This is a genomic window from Serratia sp. YC16 (assembly GCF_009707615.1).
In the GTDB taxonomy this organism is placed as follows: Bacteria; Pseudomonadota; Gammaproteobacteria; order Enterobacterales; family Enterobacteriaceae; genus Serratia; species Serratia surfactantfaciens.
Genome location: NZ_WLYN01000018.1, coordinates 1 through 16,628 on the forward strand (window position 1 = coordinate 1; position 16,628 = coordinate 16,628).

A 16,628-nucleotide genomic window follows, 5' to 3' on the forward strand; every position below is an offset into this window, starting at 1 on the left:
CGCCGAGGTCATGTACGGGAAACGTTCCATCAGCACCGCGACGCTGCCGGCCACGTGCGGTGCCGCCATCGAGGTACCGCTTTTATTGGCATAGCCGGTAGTCAGATTCTCTACGCTGGTGCCTGCGATCACCGAGCTGTACACCCGGGAACCTGGCGCCGAGACACAGAAGCTGGCGGTGTAACCGCAGCGAGAAGAGAAGGTGCTGATGCTGTAGTCGCCGATATTGGTCGGATCCTGCAGGCTGGCGACCGACAGCCAGTTCGGTGCAATCTCCGGCACAAAATAGGCCAGGCCGGCCATAGCATCGGGGTTATTCAGATTGCCGTCGTTACCGGCAGCAAAGATGGTGACCACGCCGCTGCGCGCCGCATCAATCGCGCCCTGATAGGCGCCGCCGGGCTTGGTGCCGAGGATCTGTTTGATCTGATCGAACTGCTTTTGCGCATCGTTTACTGTGAAATGCGGATAAGCCGGGTCATAACCGCCCTCATCAAACTTTTCGGTAATGCCGATGCCCCAGCTGTTGTTGATGATGCGCGCGCCGCTGGCCACCAGCGCATCCCAACCGGCCTGATACACCGCGCCGTCGTTGCCGAGCACAATGCCGTCTTCCGGGCCGGGGTCGCCGTTTTCCGCGCTGATGATCTGCGCGTTGAACGCCACGCCGTGCATGGCGCCGCCGTCGCGGCTGCCGGCGGCGATGCCGCCCACGTGGGTGCCGTGCGAACCTAATTTGCCGCTGGAGTCAGTGCTCGGCGTACCGTCATAGCGGAAGTCATCGCCTTTTTTCACCGGAATATAGGGATCGGTGTATTCGCGAGTGCCATGCGTAACCAGATTGATCACCTTATCGGGGCCGACGAACTCGGGGTGTTTGGCGTAGACCGGCTGATCGAAAATGCCGAGTTTGATGCCTTTTCCGGTATAACCGGCGGCGTAGGCCTGGTCGGCGTGGATCGCCCCCAGCCCCCATTCTGCATTGAACTCGCTGCTGCGCCAGCTGGCCGGATCGCCTGCCTTGCCGTTCTCTATATAGGTTGCGGCCTGCGCCCCGCCAATCGCCGTCAGGCAGATCAACATTGCGCTCCACTGCGCGCGATGAACCCCGATCTCAGGCCAGCCGAAGGCCGCCCGAGCGGATTTGACTCCTCTAAGTTTCTTCTCCATCCCAGATACCGTCCGTTGTTGTTTGCAAATGTTTTATAAGATTTTTTGTGTAACAGTTTGGTAACACCAAATAAATAAAGCACAACAATCTCAAGTGCGCTTAATGTGTCATTCGGTAGTCCAGGGGAAGGAGAGAACGTTTCAAGGGTGAATCAGGTGAACAGCGATAAGAAAGGACAATGATATTGCACAGTGTCTAAGTGGCGTTAGAAAGCGAGAGAATTAAACTTAACAGGTTGATAAATAAAGATATAAATCAGATTGAATCGAAGGGGGAGATCGCCTGAAAAGTGCTTAACAGGCGTCTTTTATCACTTTTAATTATAAATTTTGCCAATATTCACTCAGTGAATTATGCTGGTTTATCACTCGGCCATCGGCAAAAATTGGATTATCCTGCTGATGTTTTTTTGCTGTTCATCGCATCCTCTTCCGCCTGACGGAGGATAGCTTTAGCCATCCACTGCGTGACGTCCTGAATACCCTCCAGCTCCAGCCCCCAGATATCTTTCAGCACCAGGAACACCTCCGAACCGTAAATCAGCGAGAAAGCATAAATCACTCTCTGTAGAGAATCCGGCGGCAGTTTGCCCTGCAACGGTTCTACCGCCAGCTGCAGCAGCCGCTTACGGTTACCACGCACGAATTTTTCGCCCGGCGTCGCGTTCGCCCACTGCTGTAGAGAGAGCTGCAGCGCTGCGCGTAATGCGCCCTCATGTCGCTCCATCTGGGGATAGGCGAAGGCCAGCAACTGCTGAATGCGTTTCAGCGCATCGTTATCTTGCGGGCGCCAGGCCAGGATCGGCCCCAGGCTTTCCGTCACCACGGCAGTAATCAGCGCACTTTGAGTGGGGAAATAGCGGTAGGCAGTTGCACGTGAAACCTGCGCGTGCGCCGCCAGTTCGGTGATCGAAGGGAACGCCCCTTCGTCATACAGCGCCATCGCGCTCCCCAGCAGCAAACGATAGGTTTTAGCCCGGGCGGAAGTCAGTGAAAGATCGGACGGGGCGGGAAAAGCATTTATCGGCACTTAAACCTCATACATCTGAACATGCTTGCGCGACCGGAGATACGCCACGGCCGACCGGTTGGCGGTGAAACCTCGGCCGCGCTAAAAAGCTCAAAAATGAGACAGGAGTCCCATTTTTCATTGAGCTGCCCTTGCAAAAATGATACTACCGTCTCATTATATAAATACATTAATCAATTTAACTTAAAAGCCAACACCAGGGCACCTCAAAAAACATAACACAATGTTTTTAATTAAAAATTAGAAATCCCTTCGGAAAAATGCATGAAAGATACTTCAAATTTTGTCTATATTGCTACCACAGCAGATACCAAAGGACAAGAGTTGGAGTATGTGCGGCGGCTGATTGCCAGCCTGGATTTGCCCACGCTAACCGTCGATCTCTCCACCCGTAGCTTGCCGTTTAACTCCCCGGCCGATATCGGCCCAGAAGAGGTTGCCCGCCACCATCCGGCGGGCGCAGGCGCGGTCTTCTGCGCCAACCGCGGCCAAGCGATCGCCGCCATGGCGATCGCTTTTGAACGCTTTATCCTGACGCGGCGCGATATCGCCGCCCTGCTTGGCCTGGGCGGCTCCGGCGGCACCGCCATCATTACGCCGGCCATGCAGCAGCTGCCGATTGGCATGCCGAAATTGATGGTCTCGAGCATGGCGGCGGGCGACGTTTCCGCCTATGTTGGCGCCAGCGACATCAACATGATGTATTCGGTCACCGATCTCGCCGGCCTCAACCGCATCTCGCGGCGGGTACTGGGCAACGCGGCGCGTCAGATAGCCGGGGCGGTACGCTTCGCTGCCGCCGATCATCTCGAAGACAAACCCGCGATCGGCCTGACGATGTTTGGCGTTACCACTCCCTGCGTTCAGGCGCTGGTCGCCAACCTTGCACCGCAATGGGATTGCCTGACGTTTCACGCGACCGGCAGCGGCGGCAGAGCACTGGAAAAACTGATCGATAGCCGCCAACTGCACGGCGCCATCGATTTAACCACCACCGAAGTGACCGACTACCTGTTTGGCGGTGTGCTGCCCTGTAATGCCGATCGTTTCGGCGCCATCGCGCGTACCGGCCTCCCGTGCGTGATCTCCTGCGGCGCTATCGACATGATCAACTTCGGCGCGCCGAATACGGTACCGGCTCACTACGCCAACCGTCTGCACCACCATCACAACCCGCAAGTCACGCTGGTGCGCACCAGCGTGCAGGAAAACGCGCTAACCGGGCGTTGGATAGGCGAAAAAATCAACGCCTGCACGGGCGAAGTGCGCTTTGTGATTCCGACGGGCGGCGTGTCGGCTCTGGATGCGCCCGGCCAACCGTTCTGGGATCCGGCGGCGCTGGCCGCCTTTACGCAAACGCTGGAGGAAACGATGCACGCCACCGACAGGCGCCGATTGATAAAAACGCCTTATCATATTAATGACCCGCGTTTTGCGCAGGCCGTTGCTGAACAGTTCAGACAAATTGGCGGCGGGAAATGACGATCGCGCAATACAACATCGACCGACAATCATGCATGAAAAAGGCCAGACATTTCGTCTGGCCCTTATTATTCACTGCGAACGCATATTACTGACCGGAGGACATCTGCTCCTTCATTTTATTCATGTGGTCCATCATTTTTTGTTCGCGTTTCTGATAATTCTCATTGTATTGTTTTTTCTGCTCAGGAGTCAGCAGGTTATACATTTTATTTTCCGCTTTGGCGCGCTCCAGCATGCGTTCGGATTGCGCTTTATTGATCGTGTCAATTTGCGCTTTCGCCTTCGCTTCATCAAAGCTGTCGGAAGCGACCAGATTATGCAGCGCCTGGCGTTCCTCTTTCATGCCCGGCCCGCGTTTTTGGTGCGAATCTTTCATGATGTCGCGCATTTGCTGGCGCTGTTGCTCGGTCAGGTTCAGCCCAGCGAACGGGCCGCCTTTGCCTTCGCCCTTGTGATGCATCATTTTCATCGGTGCCGCATCCGCCGCCGGAGCGGTTGTCGTGTCGGCGGCGAACGCCGCAGAAGCAGAACCCAGGGCCAGCGTGGAAGCAATAAATAAAGCCGTCAATTTACGCATAATCATTTCCTTAAAAATTTTTCTTCATCAGGAGCGCTGTACGTTAACAGGCTCATTCGTCGTCGGAGATAATAATAGGCTGATAAAATTCAAGTAATGCGAGGGTGTGTAAACTTTTTAAAACCCATCATGGGTTTATTCACCAATTATGAAAAAAGTATGAAGATGGCGTTTATTCGGCGGAAATTTTAATTTCCCGGCGCAAATCCCCTCGGCGGAGTTATTTTTCAGTCTCACCCTCAACGCTATAATTTACTCGCGTTCACGGCAACCTTGCATCAACCGTTTTTCGCTAGCGAGAAGAATCTGTACAAACTTCGCGCGGCCCGATGTTCTCCTCCTACACTTTAAGACAACAGGCCGTCAGGTGCCGCTTACGCCGCAAAACCAATCATTGCTTATATAATAGTTTCCATCACCCGCCCCGCCTGTGGAAACCTGTTATATGATGCACAGACGCGCACGGCGACCACTTTCGGGCCAACAGGCTGCCCGCCGGTTCTTCGTGCTGACCGGCCGCCCGTGCTCTTTTGAGGAATCATCATGTCCGCAGACCAAGGCCCTGAGCTTCTTAACGCCCACTTCGGCACCCAGAGCCCCCATTGGCGGCTGGCGTTTGACAGCAATGCTTTGGAGCTGTCCGCCGTTAAGGGCAAAGCCCACATCGCGGTGGCGCTCAGCGCGATGGAAGCGGCGAAAATTCGCCGCCTGACCGGCGTCACCGCCAGCCTTGAACTGACCATTACGCTCGCCGGTGAACCGCTGCATCTGCATCTGGTCGGGCGACGCGTCAACCATCTCGAATGGGCGGGCACCGCTTCGGCCTTCAGCGACACCCAATCCGTGGCGCGCGATCTGGTGCACGGCCTCTCCTTTGCCGAACAGGTGGTGTCCGAAGCCAACTCGGTGATCGTGATCGTCGATCAACACGGCCGTATCCAACGCTTCAACCGGCTGAGCGAGGAGTACACCGGGCTGCAAGAACACGAAGTGATCGGCAAAAACGTTTTCCAACTGTTCATGAGCCCGGAAGAAGCCGCCGCCTCAAGGCGCAACATCGCCGGCTTCTTCCGCAACGGTTCGTCGTATGAAGTTGAACGCTGGGTAAAGACGGTCAAGGGTGAACGGCTGTTCCTGTTCCGCAACAAGTTCGTGCACAGCGGCAGCGGCAAGAACGAAGTTTTTCTGATCTGCTCCGGTACCGACATTACCGAAGAACGCCGCGCGCAGGAGCGGCTGCGGGTGCTGGCCAACACCGATCTCATCACCGGCCTGCCGAACCGCAACGCCATCCAGGACAAGATCAATCATGCCATCGCCACGCGCGGCGAAGAGAGTTTCGGCCTGGTGTACCTCGATCTCGACAACTTCAAGAAGGTCAATGACGCCTACGGCCATATGTTCGGCGATCGGCTGCTGGTCGAAGTCGCGCTGGCGATCCTCGGCTGCCTCAGCCCCGATCAGGTGCTCGCCCGTCTGGGCGGTGACGAATTTCTGGTGCTGGCGCCGCAGACCGACCGCGAGCGCCTGCAAACGCTGGCGCAGCGCATCATCGATCGGCTGAAAACGCCGTTCCGTATCGGTCTGATTGAAGTGTATACCGGCTGTTCGATCGGCATCGCACTGTGCCCGGAGCACGGCAACGATCTCGACAGCCTGATCCGCAGCGCCGATACCGCCATGTACGTCGCCAAGGAGCACGGCAAACGCACCTATACCGTTTTCTCGCCGGAGATGAACAAACGCGTCGCCGAATACATGTGGCTCGATACCAACCTGCGCAAAGGGCTGGAGCAAAATCAGCTGGTGCTGTACTACCAGCCTAAAATCGACGCGCGCAGCGGTGAAGTGCACAGCGTGGAAGCGCTGGTGCGCTGGGATTCTCCGGAGCGCGGCCTCATCCCGCCGCTGCAGTTCATCTCCTACGCCGAGGAGTCCGGCCTGATCGGTCCGCTGGGCCAATGGGTGCTGCAGACTGCCGCCGGCCAGGCGGCGCAGTGGCAAGAACAGGGGTTGAATCTGCGGGTGGCGGTCAATCTCTCCGCCCGGCAACTGGCCGATGACAGCATCGTCAACGACCTGCTCGGGGTGCTGCGCCATCATCGCATGGCCCCATGCCTGCTGGACTTCGAATTGACCGAGAGCAGCCTGATTGAAGACGAAAATCGCGCGCGCGTACTGATCACCCGGCTGCGCGAACTGGGTGCGCAGGTGCATCTCGACGACTTTGGTACCGGTTATTCGTCGTTAGCGCAGCTGGCGCGTATTCCGCTGGACGCCATCAAGCTGGATAAAAGCTTCGTGCGCGGGGTGAATTTCAACCCGGTTTCGCAATCGCTGGTACGCGCAATCGTTGCGGCGGCGGAGGCATTGGCCTTCAGAGTGATCGCCGAAGGCGTGGAAACCGAGAGCGAAAACCGCTTCCTCGACGAGGTCGGCGTGGACGAAAAGCAGGGCTTTCTGTTCGCGCGGCCAATGCTCCCGGAACAGCTGGAGCATTGGCTGCAGTCTTATCGCCCGCCCTCACCTTCCGCATAAGGCGGGCGCGTTAAGGTTAGCCGGCACGACGCAGGTTCAGGGTGTGGCGATCCTGCAACATCACCAGCCGCTCGATGTAGGCACGGTCCTTTTCCTCAATGGTAAAGGCCGAGTGCACCCAATCCTCGGTAATGTCCATCAGCTCGGAGCGCGTCAGCTGCAACACGCGCTGCCGCGCCCGCAACATGGCGCGCATGCCGTTGAGCTTCGGCCGAATGGTATCGATAAAGGTGCGCGTCGCCATGTAGGCGTCGCCGGGCTGGAACAGCTGATCCACCAGCCCGCGGCTTTCGAACCACTCTGCGGTGTGCGACTCGCCGCCCCAAATCAGCTCCTCGGCCAAGCGCATGCCCGCCTTGCGCGCCACCAGCGAGTAACCGCCCATGCCGGGAAACAGGTTGAACGCGATCTCCGGAAACCCCATGCGCGCATTGTTCTGCGCCAACACGAAATGGTGCGCCAGCGCCGCTTCAAACCCGCCGCCCAGCGCGCTGCCTTCGACCATGGCAATGCTGACCGCGCCGGTGTCGAAACCGCGCGCCGCCGCATGCACGCAGTCAATGCAGGCGCGTGCATAGGCCATCATCGCCTCGCGTTTGCGGTTTTTGATCGCTTCGGCGAAGAATTGCAGATCGCCGCCGACGTTGAACATGTTCGGCACCAGCGAGCCGGTGACCCAGAAATCGAACCGCAGCGAAGACTCTTTTGCCGCCTGCGCCAGCGTCATGATGTCCTCGATCAGCGCCTGATTGAAACAGGGGCGCGGCGCAGCGCGCAGCAGCATCCACATGATGTGTCGCCCCTCTTCATAGTAGGCGGAAAGCTGCGTCAGGTTGCCCGCTTCGGTAAACGGACGACAGGTGGGATGATTAAGTAATTTCATAAGACCTTCCAGTTTTTCTGTTGATGACGGATGAGACCGTTTCAGCCCCTACGGCTGCAGCGGAGCGGCGGTCGGCAAAGCGCGACGCCACACAATGAGTAAACGCTTTCTCACCGACGAAACAGATAAAAATTGGAGGTAGGGAAGTGAAAAAAACCGAGGCACCACGGGGTTTTCATAGGAATTTTACCTATCGGGCTCTCCCCGGCATTTCATGCCGGGCGCTAACGCGTTAAGCTCGGAAAATGACCGTCCGCCTGCCCGGCGCGCAAACCGCCGCGGAGCTTTGGCTATAATCACTGCTGAAACATGCCATTTAACGTTAAGGAAATCGTGAAGTAATGCCTACAGGACCAGACCAGGAACACCGCCAACCCGCACAAGACACGCCGCCGAAGCCGCTTATCGCCATCAAGACCGGCCATGAGACTCTCGACCGCCGCATCGGTGGTTTTTCACGTCTGATTGAACGCATCAAAGCCTGGCCGAGCGTGGCGCACCTGCTGCGCGCCGCCGAACGCTTTAACGATCGGCTCGGCAGCCAATTCGGCGCCGCCATCACCTATTTTTCATTCCTCTCGCTGATCCCGATCCTGATGGTGTCGTTCGCCGCCGCCGGTTTCGTGCTGGCCTCCAACCCGGATCTGCTGGCCAGGCTGATCAACAGGATCGTCGGCAGCATCAGCGATCCGACGCTGGCCACCACGCTGAAGAACACCGTTAACACCGCCATTCAGCAGCGCACCACCGTGGGGTTGACCGGCCTGGCGCTGGCGCTCTATTCCGGCATCAGTTGGATGGGCAACCTGCGCGAAGCGATCCGCGCGCAGTCGCGCGACGTCTGGGAACGCAATCCGCAGGATCAGGAGAAAATCTACTTCAAATATACCCGCGACTTCATCTCGCTGACCGGCCTGGTGGTCGCGCTGATCATTACGCTGTCGTTGACCTCGGTCGCCGGATCGGCGCAGGCGGCGATCGTCAACGCGCTGGGGCTGGACGGCATCGAATGGCTGCGGCCGGCGCTGACGCTGATCGCGCTGTCGATCTCGATCTTCGCCAACTATCTGCTGTTCCTGTGGATTTTCTGGATGCTGCCGCGCCACAAACCGAAGAAAAAAGCGCTGCTGCGCGGCACCTTGCTCGCCGCCATCGGTTTTGAGGTGATCAAATTCGTGATGACGATGACGCTGCCGCAGGTGGCGAAGTCACCTTCGGGGGCGGCCTTCGGCTCGGTGATCGGGCTGATGGCGTTCTTCTACTTCTTCGCCCGCTTGACGCTGTTTTGCGCCGCCTGGATCGCCACCGCCGACTACAAAGGCGACAAAGCCTTGCCGGAACGCGAGCCTCCGGCGCGCTGAAGCCATGCATCGTGCCGGTGTTTCCGCACACACCGGCACTTTCCTCTGGTTATCAGGCAAAAAACCAGTCAATTTCTCTGAATCTTGCGGCGCGCCATCCAGAAAACCAGCATAACAAACTACCCAGTCACTTTTCTTTCCCCTTTTTGTAGCTATTCCCTCTGTGTGGAATCCATTTCTCAACGTTTAACGCTGCAGAAAAGATGATGGATAAAACATTAGTCTTTTTAACCGGTTAGTGACGGCACTGGCCAAAGTTCCGCCGTTGAAAAGGCCGAATGCTGTCACTAAGATGGATTTTTACCCCTCCTAACGATAAGAAAAATTATGCAAGCCACCATCGCACCCCCACTCGACGCCGGCGACGCGCCCACACCGGTAAACTCCCGCGGAAAAGTCATCGTCGCCTCGCTGGTCGGCACCGCCATCGAGTTCTTCGATTTCTACATCTACGCCACCGCCGCGGTGATCGTGTTCCCGCATATCTTCTTCCCACAGGGCGATCCGACCACCGCGACGCTGCAGTCGCTGGCCACCTTCGCCGTCGCCTTTGTCGCGCGCCCTATCGGCTCTGCGCTGTTCGGCCACTTCGGCGATCGCGTGGGGCGCAAGGTGACGCTGGTCGCCTCGCTGCTGACCATGGGGATTTCCACCGTGCTGATCGGCCTGCTGCCGAGCTATGAAACCATCGGCATCTTCGCCCCTATCCTGCTGGCGCTGGCGCGCTTTGGCCAGGGCCTGGGGCTGGGCGGCGAATGGGGCGGCGCCGCCTTGCTGGCGACGGAAAATGCGCCGGCCAAAAAACGCGCGCTGTACGGTTCCTTCCCCCAACTGGGGGCGCCGATCGGCTTCTTCTTCGCCAACGGCACCTTCCTGTTGCTCTCCTGGTTGCTGAGCGACCAGCAGTTTATGGAATGGGGCTGGCGCGTGCCGTTTATCCTTTCCGCCGCGCTGGTGCTGATCGGCCTGTACGTTCGGGTGTCGCTGCATGAGACGCCGGTATTCGCCAAAGCGGCCAAGGCCGGCAAACAGGTGAAAGTGCCGCTCGGCACGCTGCTGAGCAAGCATCTGAAAGCCACCATCCTCGGCACCTTCATCATGCTGGCGACCTACACGCTGTTTTATCTGATGACGGTATATTCGATGACCTACGGCACCGCGCCGCAGCCGCTGGGCCTCGGCTACTCCCGCAACAGCTTCCTGTGGATGCTGATGGTGGCGGTGATTGGTTTCGGCGTGATGGTGCCGATCGCCGGCCTGCTGGCGGACGCGTTCGGCCGCCGCAAGACCATGATCGCCATTACCCTGTTGATGATCGGCTTCGCGTTCCTGTTCCCGAGCCTGCTGGGCTCCGGCAACCAGGCGCTGGTGATGGGCTTCCTGCTGTGCGGCCTGAGCATCATGGGGCTGACTTTTGGCCCGATGGGTGCGCTGCTGCCGGAGCTGTTCCCGACCGAAGTGCGCTATACCGGCGCCTCGTTCTCCTACAACGTCGCGTCGATCCTCGGGGCGTCCGTGGCGCCGTATATCGCCACCTGGCTGGCGGCCCACTACGGGCTGTTCTACGTCGGCATGTACCTGGCGGCGATGGCCGGGCTGACGCTGCTGGCCCTGCTGCTGATGAAAGAAACCCGCCACCAGTCGCTGTGATCCCCTGCGGCCCCTCACTGCGGGGGCCGCACGCGTTGTGCGTTTCCTGTCATAAAATCGGGCTATGCTGGTCGTTTCTCTCGGTAACAGGATCGGCCGATGTCTCTGCGTCGTGGGGTATTTGTCTGCGTTGCGCTGCTGGCGGCGCTCGCCATCGCACTCTATTACGGGTTGAAACCCGACCATCCCGATGCGCTGTGGCGCATCGTCAGCCAGCAATGCCTGCCCAATCAGCAGGCGCATGACAACCCGGCACCCTGCGCGCAGGTGGATGCGCAGGCCGGTTTCGTGGTGTTTAAAGACCGCAACGGGCCGCTGCAATATCTGCTGATGCCCAGCGCCAAAATCACCGGTATCGAAAGCCCGGCGGTGCTGGACGCCGCCACGCCGAATTTCTTCGCCCAGGCCTGGCGCGCACGCCACGTGATGGCGGAACGTTATGGCAAGCCGATCGATGACGGCGATATTTCGCTGGCGATTAACTCGGAATATGGCCGCACGCAAAACCAGCTGCACATTCATATCTCCTGCCTGCTGCCGGCGGTAAAACAGCGGCTGACGCAGATCGGCCCCGATTTCATCAATCAGTGGCAACCGCTGCCCGGCGGTCTGTTGGGGCATGACTATCTGGGGCGGCGGGTGACCCCTGCCGAACTGGAACAACAGGGCGCCTTCCGTCTGTTGGCTGCCGGCCTGCCGCGCGCCGACGGGCGCATGGGCAGCTTCGGCCTGGCGATGACCGCGCTGCCGGACGGCGATTTCCTGCTGCTGGCGACCGAGCGCAGCCTGCTGCCGTTCACCCTGGCCTCGGCGGAAGAGCTCCAGGATCACGACTGCCGGCTGCTTACGCCGCCGCCGCGCGCCTGACTATTTTTTGCCTTTCATCTCCCGCAGGATCTGCCCGCACTGGTTCTCCTCGCCGCCTTCACTGGGCGAGACCAGCGCCAGCAGCGCCGCCGCCGGCGTCAGCACCGCCCCCAAGGCCACTGCCGCCGCGCCGCGCGCAATCAGCGGCCCGGCTTTGACCCCGGCGTCCGGGTGCTTGAAGGTGCCTTTCACGTAAAGCGGCGAGCGCAGGGTCAGCACGCGCATGCCCTTGCTTTCCGGATCGATGGACAAATCCAGCCGTTCGGTGGCGAAGTTGGTGTTGCCGGTGATGTTGATCACCGCATTCTCGGTGTCGAACACGAACAGACGCGGCGCGGCGACGCCGCTGCGGATGCCGACGTCCGCCGCCGCGCAGTTGATGCCCACCACGTCGTCGCCGAACAGCTGCGCCACCAGATAGTTGCCGACGTTCAGGCCGAGGATCTCCATCAGGCTGCGGCTGATCACCCCGTTATTGATCAACAGGCGCAGATCGCCGTTGCTGGTCGCCAGCAGTTCAGCCACCGAATTGCCGCTGCCCGCCAGCCTGGCGTCGCCGTTCATCTGCCCGAGGCTGCGCTTCATCGCTTCCACGTTCGGCAACAGCTGTTTGAGCTGAAGTTTGCGCGCATGCATATCTACCTGGCCGCGCATCGGCTTTTTACTGCCGTCGAGGCGCACGACGGCGTTCATACTGCCGCCCGCCATGCCGAAGCGCAGCGGATCCAGACGCAGTTCGCCGTTGTTCAACTTCAGATGCGTAGCCAGATCGCTCAGCGGCAAATCGCTGCCGCGCTCGATGCGCGCGGCGGCGAATTTCACGTCCGCATCCATCTTGCGCCAGCTTTGCGTATCGAACTGTTCAACCGGCAGCACCTTGTCCGCCGGCTGGCGACTCTTCTCGCCGCGCCCAGCTTTGGCGGCGTTGGAGTCCGCGCCGATCAGCGGCGCCAAATCCGCCAATCTCAGCTGCCGGGAGTTCACCGCCCCGCTCAGCGTCGGCCGCGGTTTGCCGGCAACGTATTTCAAATCGCCGTGAATGTCGCTGTCGCCGATTTTGCCATCGAATTTCTGATACTCGAACACGGCGCCACCCGGCTGATGCAGACGGGCGCTCAGATGGCCATCGGTCGCATACGGCGGCGTATTCGGCAGCAACACGCCGGTCAGGCCATACAGGTTGCCCAGGCTTTCGCCGGAAAATTTCAGCTGCACGTCCAGGCCGCCGAGGTTCAGCGGATCGGACAAGGTGCCCGCCACCACCACCCGGGTGCTGCCGGAGCGCACATCGGCCTGCAGCGGGAACGGCAAGTTGGCGCTCTGCAACGACAGCATGCCGCCTATCTTGCCGCTGCCGCTCAACGGCTCGCCGTTATATTTGCCTTTCACCTGCCAGCCGAAAACGTAATCCGGTGTCACGGCCTTGCCGCCGTCCTGTTTGCCGGTCACTTCACTGAACGGCAGCGGTTTGCCGAGCGGATCGATAACGGCGCGGAAATCCGCCTTCAGGATGGCGTCTTTAAAGGCGATCTGCCCCTTGTCGAACACGATGTCGTGAACGGTGAACGACCAGTCGGAAGGCGGTTGCTGCGGATCCTGACCGGCGGCCAGGTCAAACGTCCAGTTATTGTCGCCGTTGGCCAGGCGTTGCAACGAGGCATTCGGCTGCTTGAGCCAGATGCGCGGGATCAGCAGTTCTTTCCCCAGCAACGCCAGCGGTGCAATGCTGGCGTCGACGCGCTGCAGCGTCACCATGCTGTCGCCGGGCATGTTTTTCGGATTACCCAGCCACACATCTTCGGCATGGATATGCGGCCAGGGCACCCAGGCGCGCCAGCCGCCCTCATCCGGATTGCGCGACCAGTCGACGCCCAGATCGCCCCGGATGGCGAATGGCCGCCGCAGTTCGGCCGACACTTTGTCGTTGATGGTGGGCTTGAGTCGATTCCAGTCGAAGGTGGCGATGAAGATCGCCAGTGCGGCGATCGCCAGCAGCACAATGCCGCCCAGCCAGCTGAAAACCTTTCCTGTTCTTGTCATAGCGGCTCCCTCAGCGCATAAAACGGGCTGCCGAATGAAAGGAAAAGGTATTAGCAGCCCCGTTTAAGCCTAGCTGAGGATAGGCCGGAGTTCACGCCGACGCGCCGGGCGCGGCGAACAGCGTCGGTACGCTGTGCAGGGTTTCAAAACACGCCGGGCGAGAGAGGTAGTAGCCCTGCGCGGCCAGCGCGCCGGAACGCTGCACCAGCCGCCACTCCTGTTCGGTTTCCACGCCTTCGACGATCACCCCATCGCTGTGCTGGTTCATCATCTTGATCAGGGTGCCGAGCAGTTGCACGCCCTCTTCCGACTGCTTGAGCAAGGTGAACAGCTCGCGCGCCACCTTGATGTATTGATAACGCCAGGCGCCAACGGCGGAGAAGTTGGCCAGCCCGCTGCCGAAATCGTCCAACCACAGCCGTTCACCGCCGACGATCTGCTGCAGCGGGCGGTTTGATGCCGTTTCGGCGTGCTCCACCAACTCGAAACGCAGATAGGGCATCTCGGCGATCTGCCGTTGCAACGCGCTATGGCGCTGCAACGCTTGCAGCGCGATGCCGTCGATATTGACCGACACCATCACCGCGTGGCGAATGAACAACGCCTGCCAACGCTGCAGCAACGCCAACTGTTCCTGGATCACCCGCAAACGCTGAGCGACGTCGAGCGAGGCAAAATAGTGCTCCGGGGATTGCCGTTTGTCCGGCTCATTCGGGTGATACACCGCCGTCAACAGTTCCACCGCCAGCAGCGCGCCGCTGGTGCGATAAATCGGCTGGAAGGTATACAAGCGCCGGCATTGCCGCCAGTAGCGCCGCGATTTAGCGCAGGCATAGAGGGCAAAACAGGGCGCCAGCAGACCAGAGATCAGGTTGGTTATCATCGGTACTATCGCCGTGGCGGGGAAATGAGAGCGCTGCCGCTGTTTCTTTACCCAGCTTATCGGCAGCGCGGCGTAAAACTTTAAGCACGAATTGCCGTGCACTTCTCCCTCGCCCTGCCGGCGCTAGCCGATCGCGATCATAAAAAATTAAAACACTGTTTTAATTTATTGACTCCCTCACCGCCTTGCGTGGAGACTGACGGCTGTTGCTTCTTGTTTAGCCAGGGCTTATTGACGATGACTATCCGAAATCTCGCCGTGATCGGCGAATGCATGATCGAGCTGTCGCAACAGGGCGCGCAGCTGACGCGCGGCTTTGGCGGCGATACCCTCAACACCGCCGTCTACCTCGCCCGCCAAATGCCGGAACAGGCGTGGCGGGTGCATTACGTCACCGCACTCGGCACCGACAGTTTCAGCCGCGAGATGCTGCAGGCCTGGCGGCAAGAGAAGATCGAGACCGGGCTGGTTCAGCAGTTGGAAAACAAACTGCCGGGCCTGTATATGATCGAAACCGACGCCGCCGGCGAACGCACCTTTTACTACTGGCGCAACGACGCCGCCGCCCGGTATTGGCTTGCGGGACCACAGGCCGATGAGCAGTGCGCCCGGCTGGCGCAGTTCGATTACCTGTACCTCAGCGGCATTAGCCTGGCGATCCTCGCTCCCGCCGATCGTACCAAGCTGCTGGCGCTGCTGCGCCGCTGCCGCGCCAACGGCGGCAAGGTTATCTTTGACAACAACTACCGTCCGCGTCTGTGGCCAAGCCGTGAGGAAACGCAGCAGGCCTACCGCGAGGTGCTGGCCTGTACCGACATCGCTTTTCTGACGCTGGATGATGAAGAGTTGCTGTGGGGTGGGCAGCCTATCGAACGGGTGGTCACACGTACGCAGGCGCTCGGCGTCGGCGAGATCGTGATCAAACGCGGTGCAGACGCGTGCCTGGTGTTCAGTGCAGAGGGGGAGCGGCTTGAGGTGCCGGCGATCGCGCTGCCGCCGGAGCGCGTAGTGGATACCACTGCGGCGGGCGACTCTTTCAGCGCCGGTTACCTGGCGCTACGCCTGAACGGCGGCAGCGCCCAACAGGCGGCGCAGCGCGGCCATCTGCTCGCCGCTGCGGTGATCCAACACCGTGGCGCCATCATTCCCGCAGTGGCCATGCCGGCATGACCAATAAGGCGGCGGCGAGATTATCTCGCCGCCCTCGCACGGGATCCCAGAAGCATTGATAAGAGAATGAGTGAAAGAATTTCCCTGGCGTTGGCTTATTTTCGCCCATAGCTGTTAAGCTCGGGTCTTGGCATTGCCGCCTTTTTGAATTTATTAGCCGAGTATAAATTTCAATCCGCCGCACTGACTAGCTGGACTTTGGTGCAGGTCGGGCTGAACCGCCGAACGACAGGGAGGTTACCGATGGCCGTCGCATTCGCCAACGCCGTCGCCGCAAGACTGCATCTTGACGGCCAACTGCACGCCTTCAGCAGATTCAAATACGCTTATTTGACCTTCAACAAACACCATCCCGATCGCCATCTGCTGGTTTCGAGCTACCCGCAAGAATGGCTGAATATCTACAGCGCCAATCGCTATCAGCACATCGATCCCGTCGTCCGCGCCGCCCATGGCCGCTGCGCGCCCTTCATGTGGCATGACACCCCTCTCACCACCGAGGATCGGCATTACCGGAAGATCTTCAATCAGGCGCGGGAATACGACATCGTGCACGGTTGCAGCTTTGTTTTGCACGATCACGACAACAATCTGGCGATCTTGTCGATCAGCGCGACGGCGGCCGATGACGCCGAACTGCGACAGTTGATGGCAGACGAGCGGGCCAACCTGCAGATGGTCTTGGTCGATACCCACCAGCATGCGCTGGCGTTGGCCAGTGCCGAAACAAGCCGGACGGATCGGCTCTCGCCGCGCGAAGGAGAAATTCTCTATTGGGCCAGCCAGGGCAAAACCTACCATGAGATCGCGTTGATCCTGGGGATCAAAACCGGCACGGTGAAATTTCACATCGGCAATGTGGTGCGTAAGCTGGGGGTGACGAACGCCAAACACGCGATCCGGCGCGGTCTCGAGCAGCAGCTGATCGCGCCGCCGGAGGCATAAAAAAAGCCGGCATCTCAGCCGGCTTTTTG

The 16,628-nt window shown here is 59.5% G+C and carries 13 protein-coding genes; 7 read left to right on the forward strand and 6 right to left on the reverse strand.

The annotated features are described in order from the left end of the window. A partial coding sequence (locus GKN89_RS23425; protein ID WP_154747880.1) for a S8 family peptidase occupies window positions 1-1,083 on the reverse strand: 1,083 nt, incomplete at its 3' end. 478 nt (window positions 1,084-1,561) lie between these two features. Beyond that, window positions 1,562-2,113 carry a TetR/AcrR family transcriptional regulator gene (locus GKN89_RS23430; RefSeq protein WP_019455250.1) on the reverse strand — a complete coding sequence of 184 codons (552 nt, stop codon included), beginning with the start codon at window positions 2,111-2,113 and terminating at the stop codon, window positions 1,562-1,564. A gap of 351 nt (window positions 2,114-2,464) precedes the next feature. Here GKN89_RS23430 and GKN89_RS23435 point away from each other — a divergent pair, with 351 nt between their 5' ends. Further along, window positions 2,465-3,682 (forward strand): Tm-1-like ATP-binding domain-containing protein, encoded by a 1,218-nt coding sequence (locus GKN89_RS23435; protein ID WP_154747874.1) that lies wholly within the window; start codon window positions 2,465-2,467, stop codon window positions 3,680-3,682. A gap of 88 nt (window positions 3,683-3,770) precedes the next feature. Here GKN89_RS23435 and spy read toward each other — a convergent pair whose 3' ends face one another. After that, a complete protein-coding gene (gene spy / locus GKN89_RS23440) occupies window positions 3,771-4,262 on the reverse strand; it encodes an ATP-independent periplasmic protein-refolding chaperone Spy (RefSeq protein ID WP_019455252.1) in 492 nt (163 codons plus the stop codon). A 543-nt stretch (window positions 4,263-4,805) separates the two neighbouring features. Between spy and pdeR the strand changes: the two genes are divergently transcribed. Further along, window positions 4,806-6,800: a cyclic di-GMP phosphodiesterase gene (pdeR, locus tag GKN89_RS23445; protein WP_154747875.1), complete on the forward strand. Its 1,995-nt coding sequence runs from the start codon at window positions 4,806-4,808 to the stop codon at window positions 6,798-6,800. 16 nt (window positions 6,801-6,816) lie between these two features. Here pdeR and GKN89_RS23450 read toward each other — a convergent pair whose 3' ends face one another. Further along, a complete protein-coding gene (locus GKN89_RS23450) occupies window positions 6,817-7,683 on the reverse strand; it encodes a crotonase/enoyl-CoA hydratase family protein (protein WP_019455254.1) in 867 nt (288 codons plus the stop codon). Window positions 7,684-8,024: 341 nt separating this feature from the next. Between GKN89_RS23450 and yhjD the strand changes: the two genes are divergently transcribed. The 3 genes from yhjD (at window position 8,025) to GKN89_RS23465 (ending at window position 11,561) form a co-directional block, all read left to right on the forward strand. Next, complete coding sequence (gene yhjD / locus GKN89_RS23455; protein ID WP_063918344.1) at window positions 8,025-9,044, forward strand: inner membrane protein YhjD; 1,020 nt, start codon at window positions 8,025-8,027, stop codon at window positions 9,042-9,044. A gap of 327 nt (window positions 9,045-9,371) precedes the next feature. Beyond that, a complete protein-coding gene (locus GKN89_RS23460) occupies window positions 9,372-10,694 on the forward strand; it encodes an MFS transporter (RefSeq protein ID WP_019455256.1) in 1,323 nt (440 codons plus the stop codon). Between the two features lie 99 nt (window positions 10,695-10,793). Then, on the forward strand, window positions 10,794-11,561 hold the full coding sequence (locus GKN89_RS23465; RefSeq protein WP_074056161.1) for a CDP-diacylglycerol diphosphatase: 768 nt from the start codon (window positions 10,794-10,796) through the stop codon (window positions 11,559-11,561). Here the strand turns inward: GKN89_RS23465 and GKN89_RS23470 are convergent, their stop codons facing one another. Then, window positions 11,562-13,601 (reverse strand): AsmA family protein, encoded by a 2,040-nt coding sequence (locus tag GKN89_RS23470; RefSeq protein ID WP_074056162.1) that lies wholly within the window; start codon window positions 13,599-13,601, stop codon window positions 11,562-11,564. 91 nt (window positions 13,602-13,692) lie between these two features. Further along, window positions 13,693-14,484: a cyclic-guanylate-specific phosphodiesterase gene (gene pdeH, locus GKN89_RS23475; protein ID WP_019455259.1), complete on the reverse strand. Its 792-nt coding sequence runs from the start codon at window positions 14,482-14,484 to the stop codon at window positions 13,693-13,695. Between the two features lie 237 nt (window positions 14,485-14,721). Between pdeH and GKN89_RS23480 the strand changes: the two genes are divergently transcribed. After that, a complete protein-coding gene (locus GKN89_RS23480; protein WP_154747876.1) occupies window positions 14,722-15,654 on the forward strand; it encodes a sugar kinase in 933 nt (310 codons plus the stop codon). A 243-nt stretch (window positions 15,655-15,897) separates the two neighbouring features. Beyond that, window positions 15,898-16,599, forward strand: a complete 702-nt coding sequence (locus tag GKN89_RS23485; protein WP_063918339.1) for a LuxR family transcriptional regulator — start codon at window positions 15,898-15,900, stop codon at window positions 16,597-16,599. Window positions 16,600-16,628: the final 29 nt, after the last annotated feature.

What these genes read in the sequence shown, in the direction of transcription:
- GKN89_RS23430 (WP_019455250.1), bottom strand. Translation starts at nt 2,113, where the DNA reads ATGGCGCTGTATGACGAAGGGGCGTTCCCTTCGATCACCGAACTGGCG.
- GKN89_RS23435 (WP_154747874.1), top strand. Translation starts at nt 2,465, where the DNA reads ATGAAAGATACTTCAAATTTTGTCTATATTGCTACCACAGCAGATACC.
- spy (WP_019455252.1), bottom strand. Translation starts at nt 4,262, where the DNA reads ATGCGTAAATTGACGGCTTTATTTATTGCTTCCACGCTGGCCCTGGGT.
- pdeR (WP_154747875.1), top strand. Translation starts at nt 4,806, where the DNA reads ATGTCCGCAGACCAAGGCCCTGAGCTTCTTAACGCCCACTTCGGCACC.
- GKN89_RS23450 (WP_019455254.1), bottom strand. Translation starts at nt 7,683, where the DNA reads ATGAAATTACTTAATCATCCCACCTGTCGTCCGTTTACCGAAGCGGGC.
- yhjD (WP_063918344.1), top strand. Translation starts at nt 8,025, where the DNA reads ATGCCTACAGGACCAGACCAGGAACACCGCCAACCCGCACAAGACACG.
- GKN89_RS23460 (WP_019455256.1), top strand. Translation starts at nt 9,372, where the DNA reads ATGCAAGCCACCATCGCACCCCCACTCGACGCCGGCGACGCGCCCACA.
- GKN89_RS23465 (WP_074056161.1), top strand. Translation starts at nt 10,794, where the DNA reads ATGTCTCTGCGTCGTGGGGTATTTGTCTGCGTTGCGCTGCTGGCGGCG.
- GKN89_RS23470 (WP_074056162.1), bottom strand. Translation starts at nt 13,601, where the DNA reads ATGACAAGAACAGGAAAGGTTTTCAGCTGGCTGGGCGGCATTGTGCTG.
- pdeH (WP_019455259.1), bottom strand. Translation starts at nt 14,484, where the DNA reads ATGATAACCAACCTGATCTCTGGTCTGCTGGCGCCCTGTTTTGCCCTC.
- GKN89_RS23480 (WP_154747876.1), top strand. Translation starts at nt 14,722, where the DNA reads ATGACTATCCGAAATCTCGCCGTGATCGGCGAATGCATGATCGAGCTG.
- GKN89_RS23485 (WP_063918339.1), top strand. Translation starts at nt 15,898, where the DNA reads ATGGCCGTCGCATTCGCCAACGCCGTCGCCGCAAGACTGCATCTTGAC.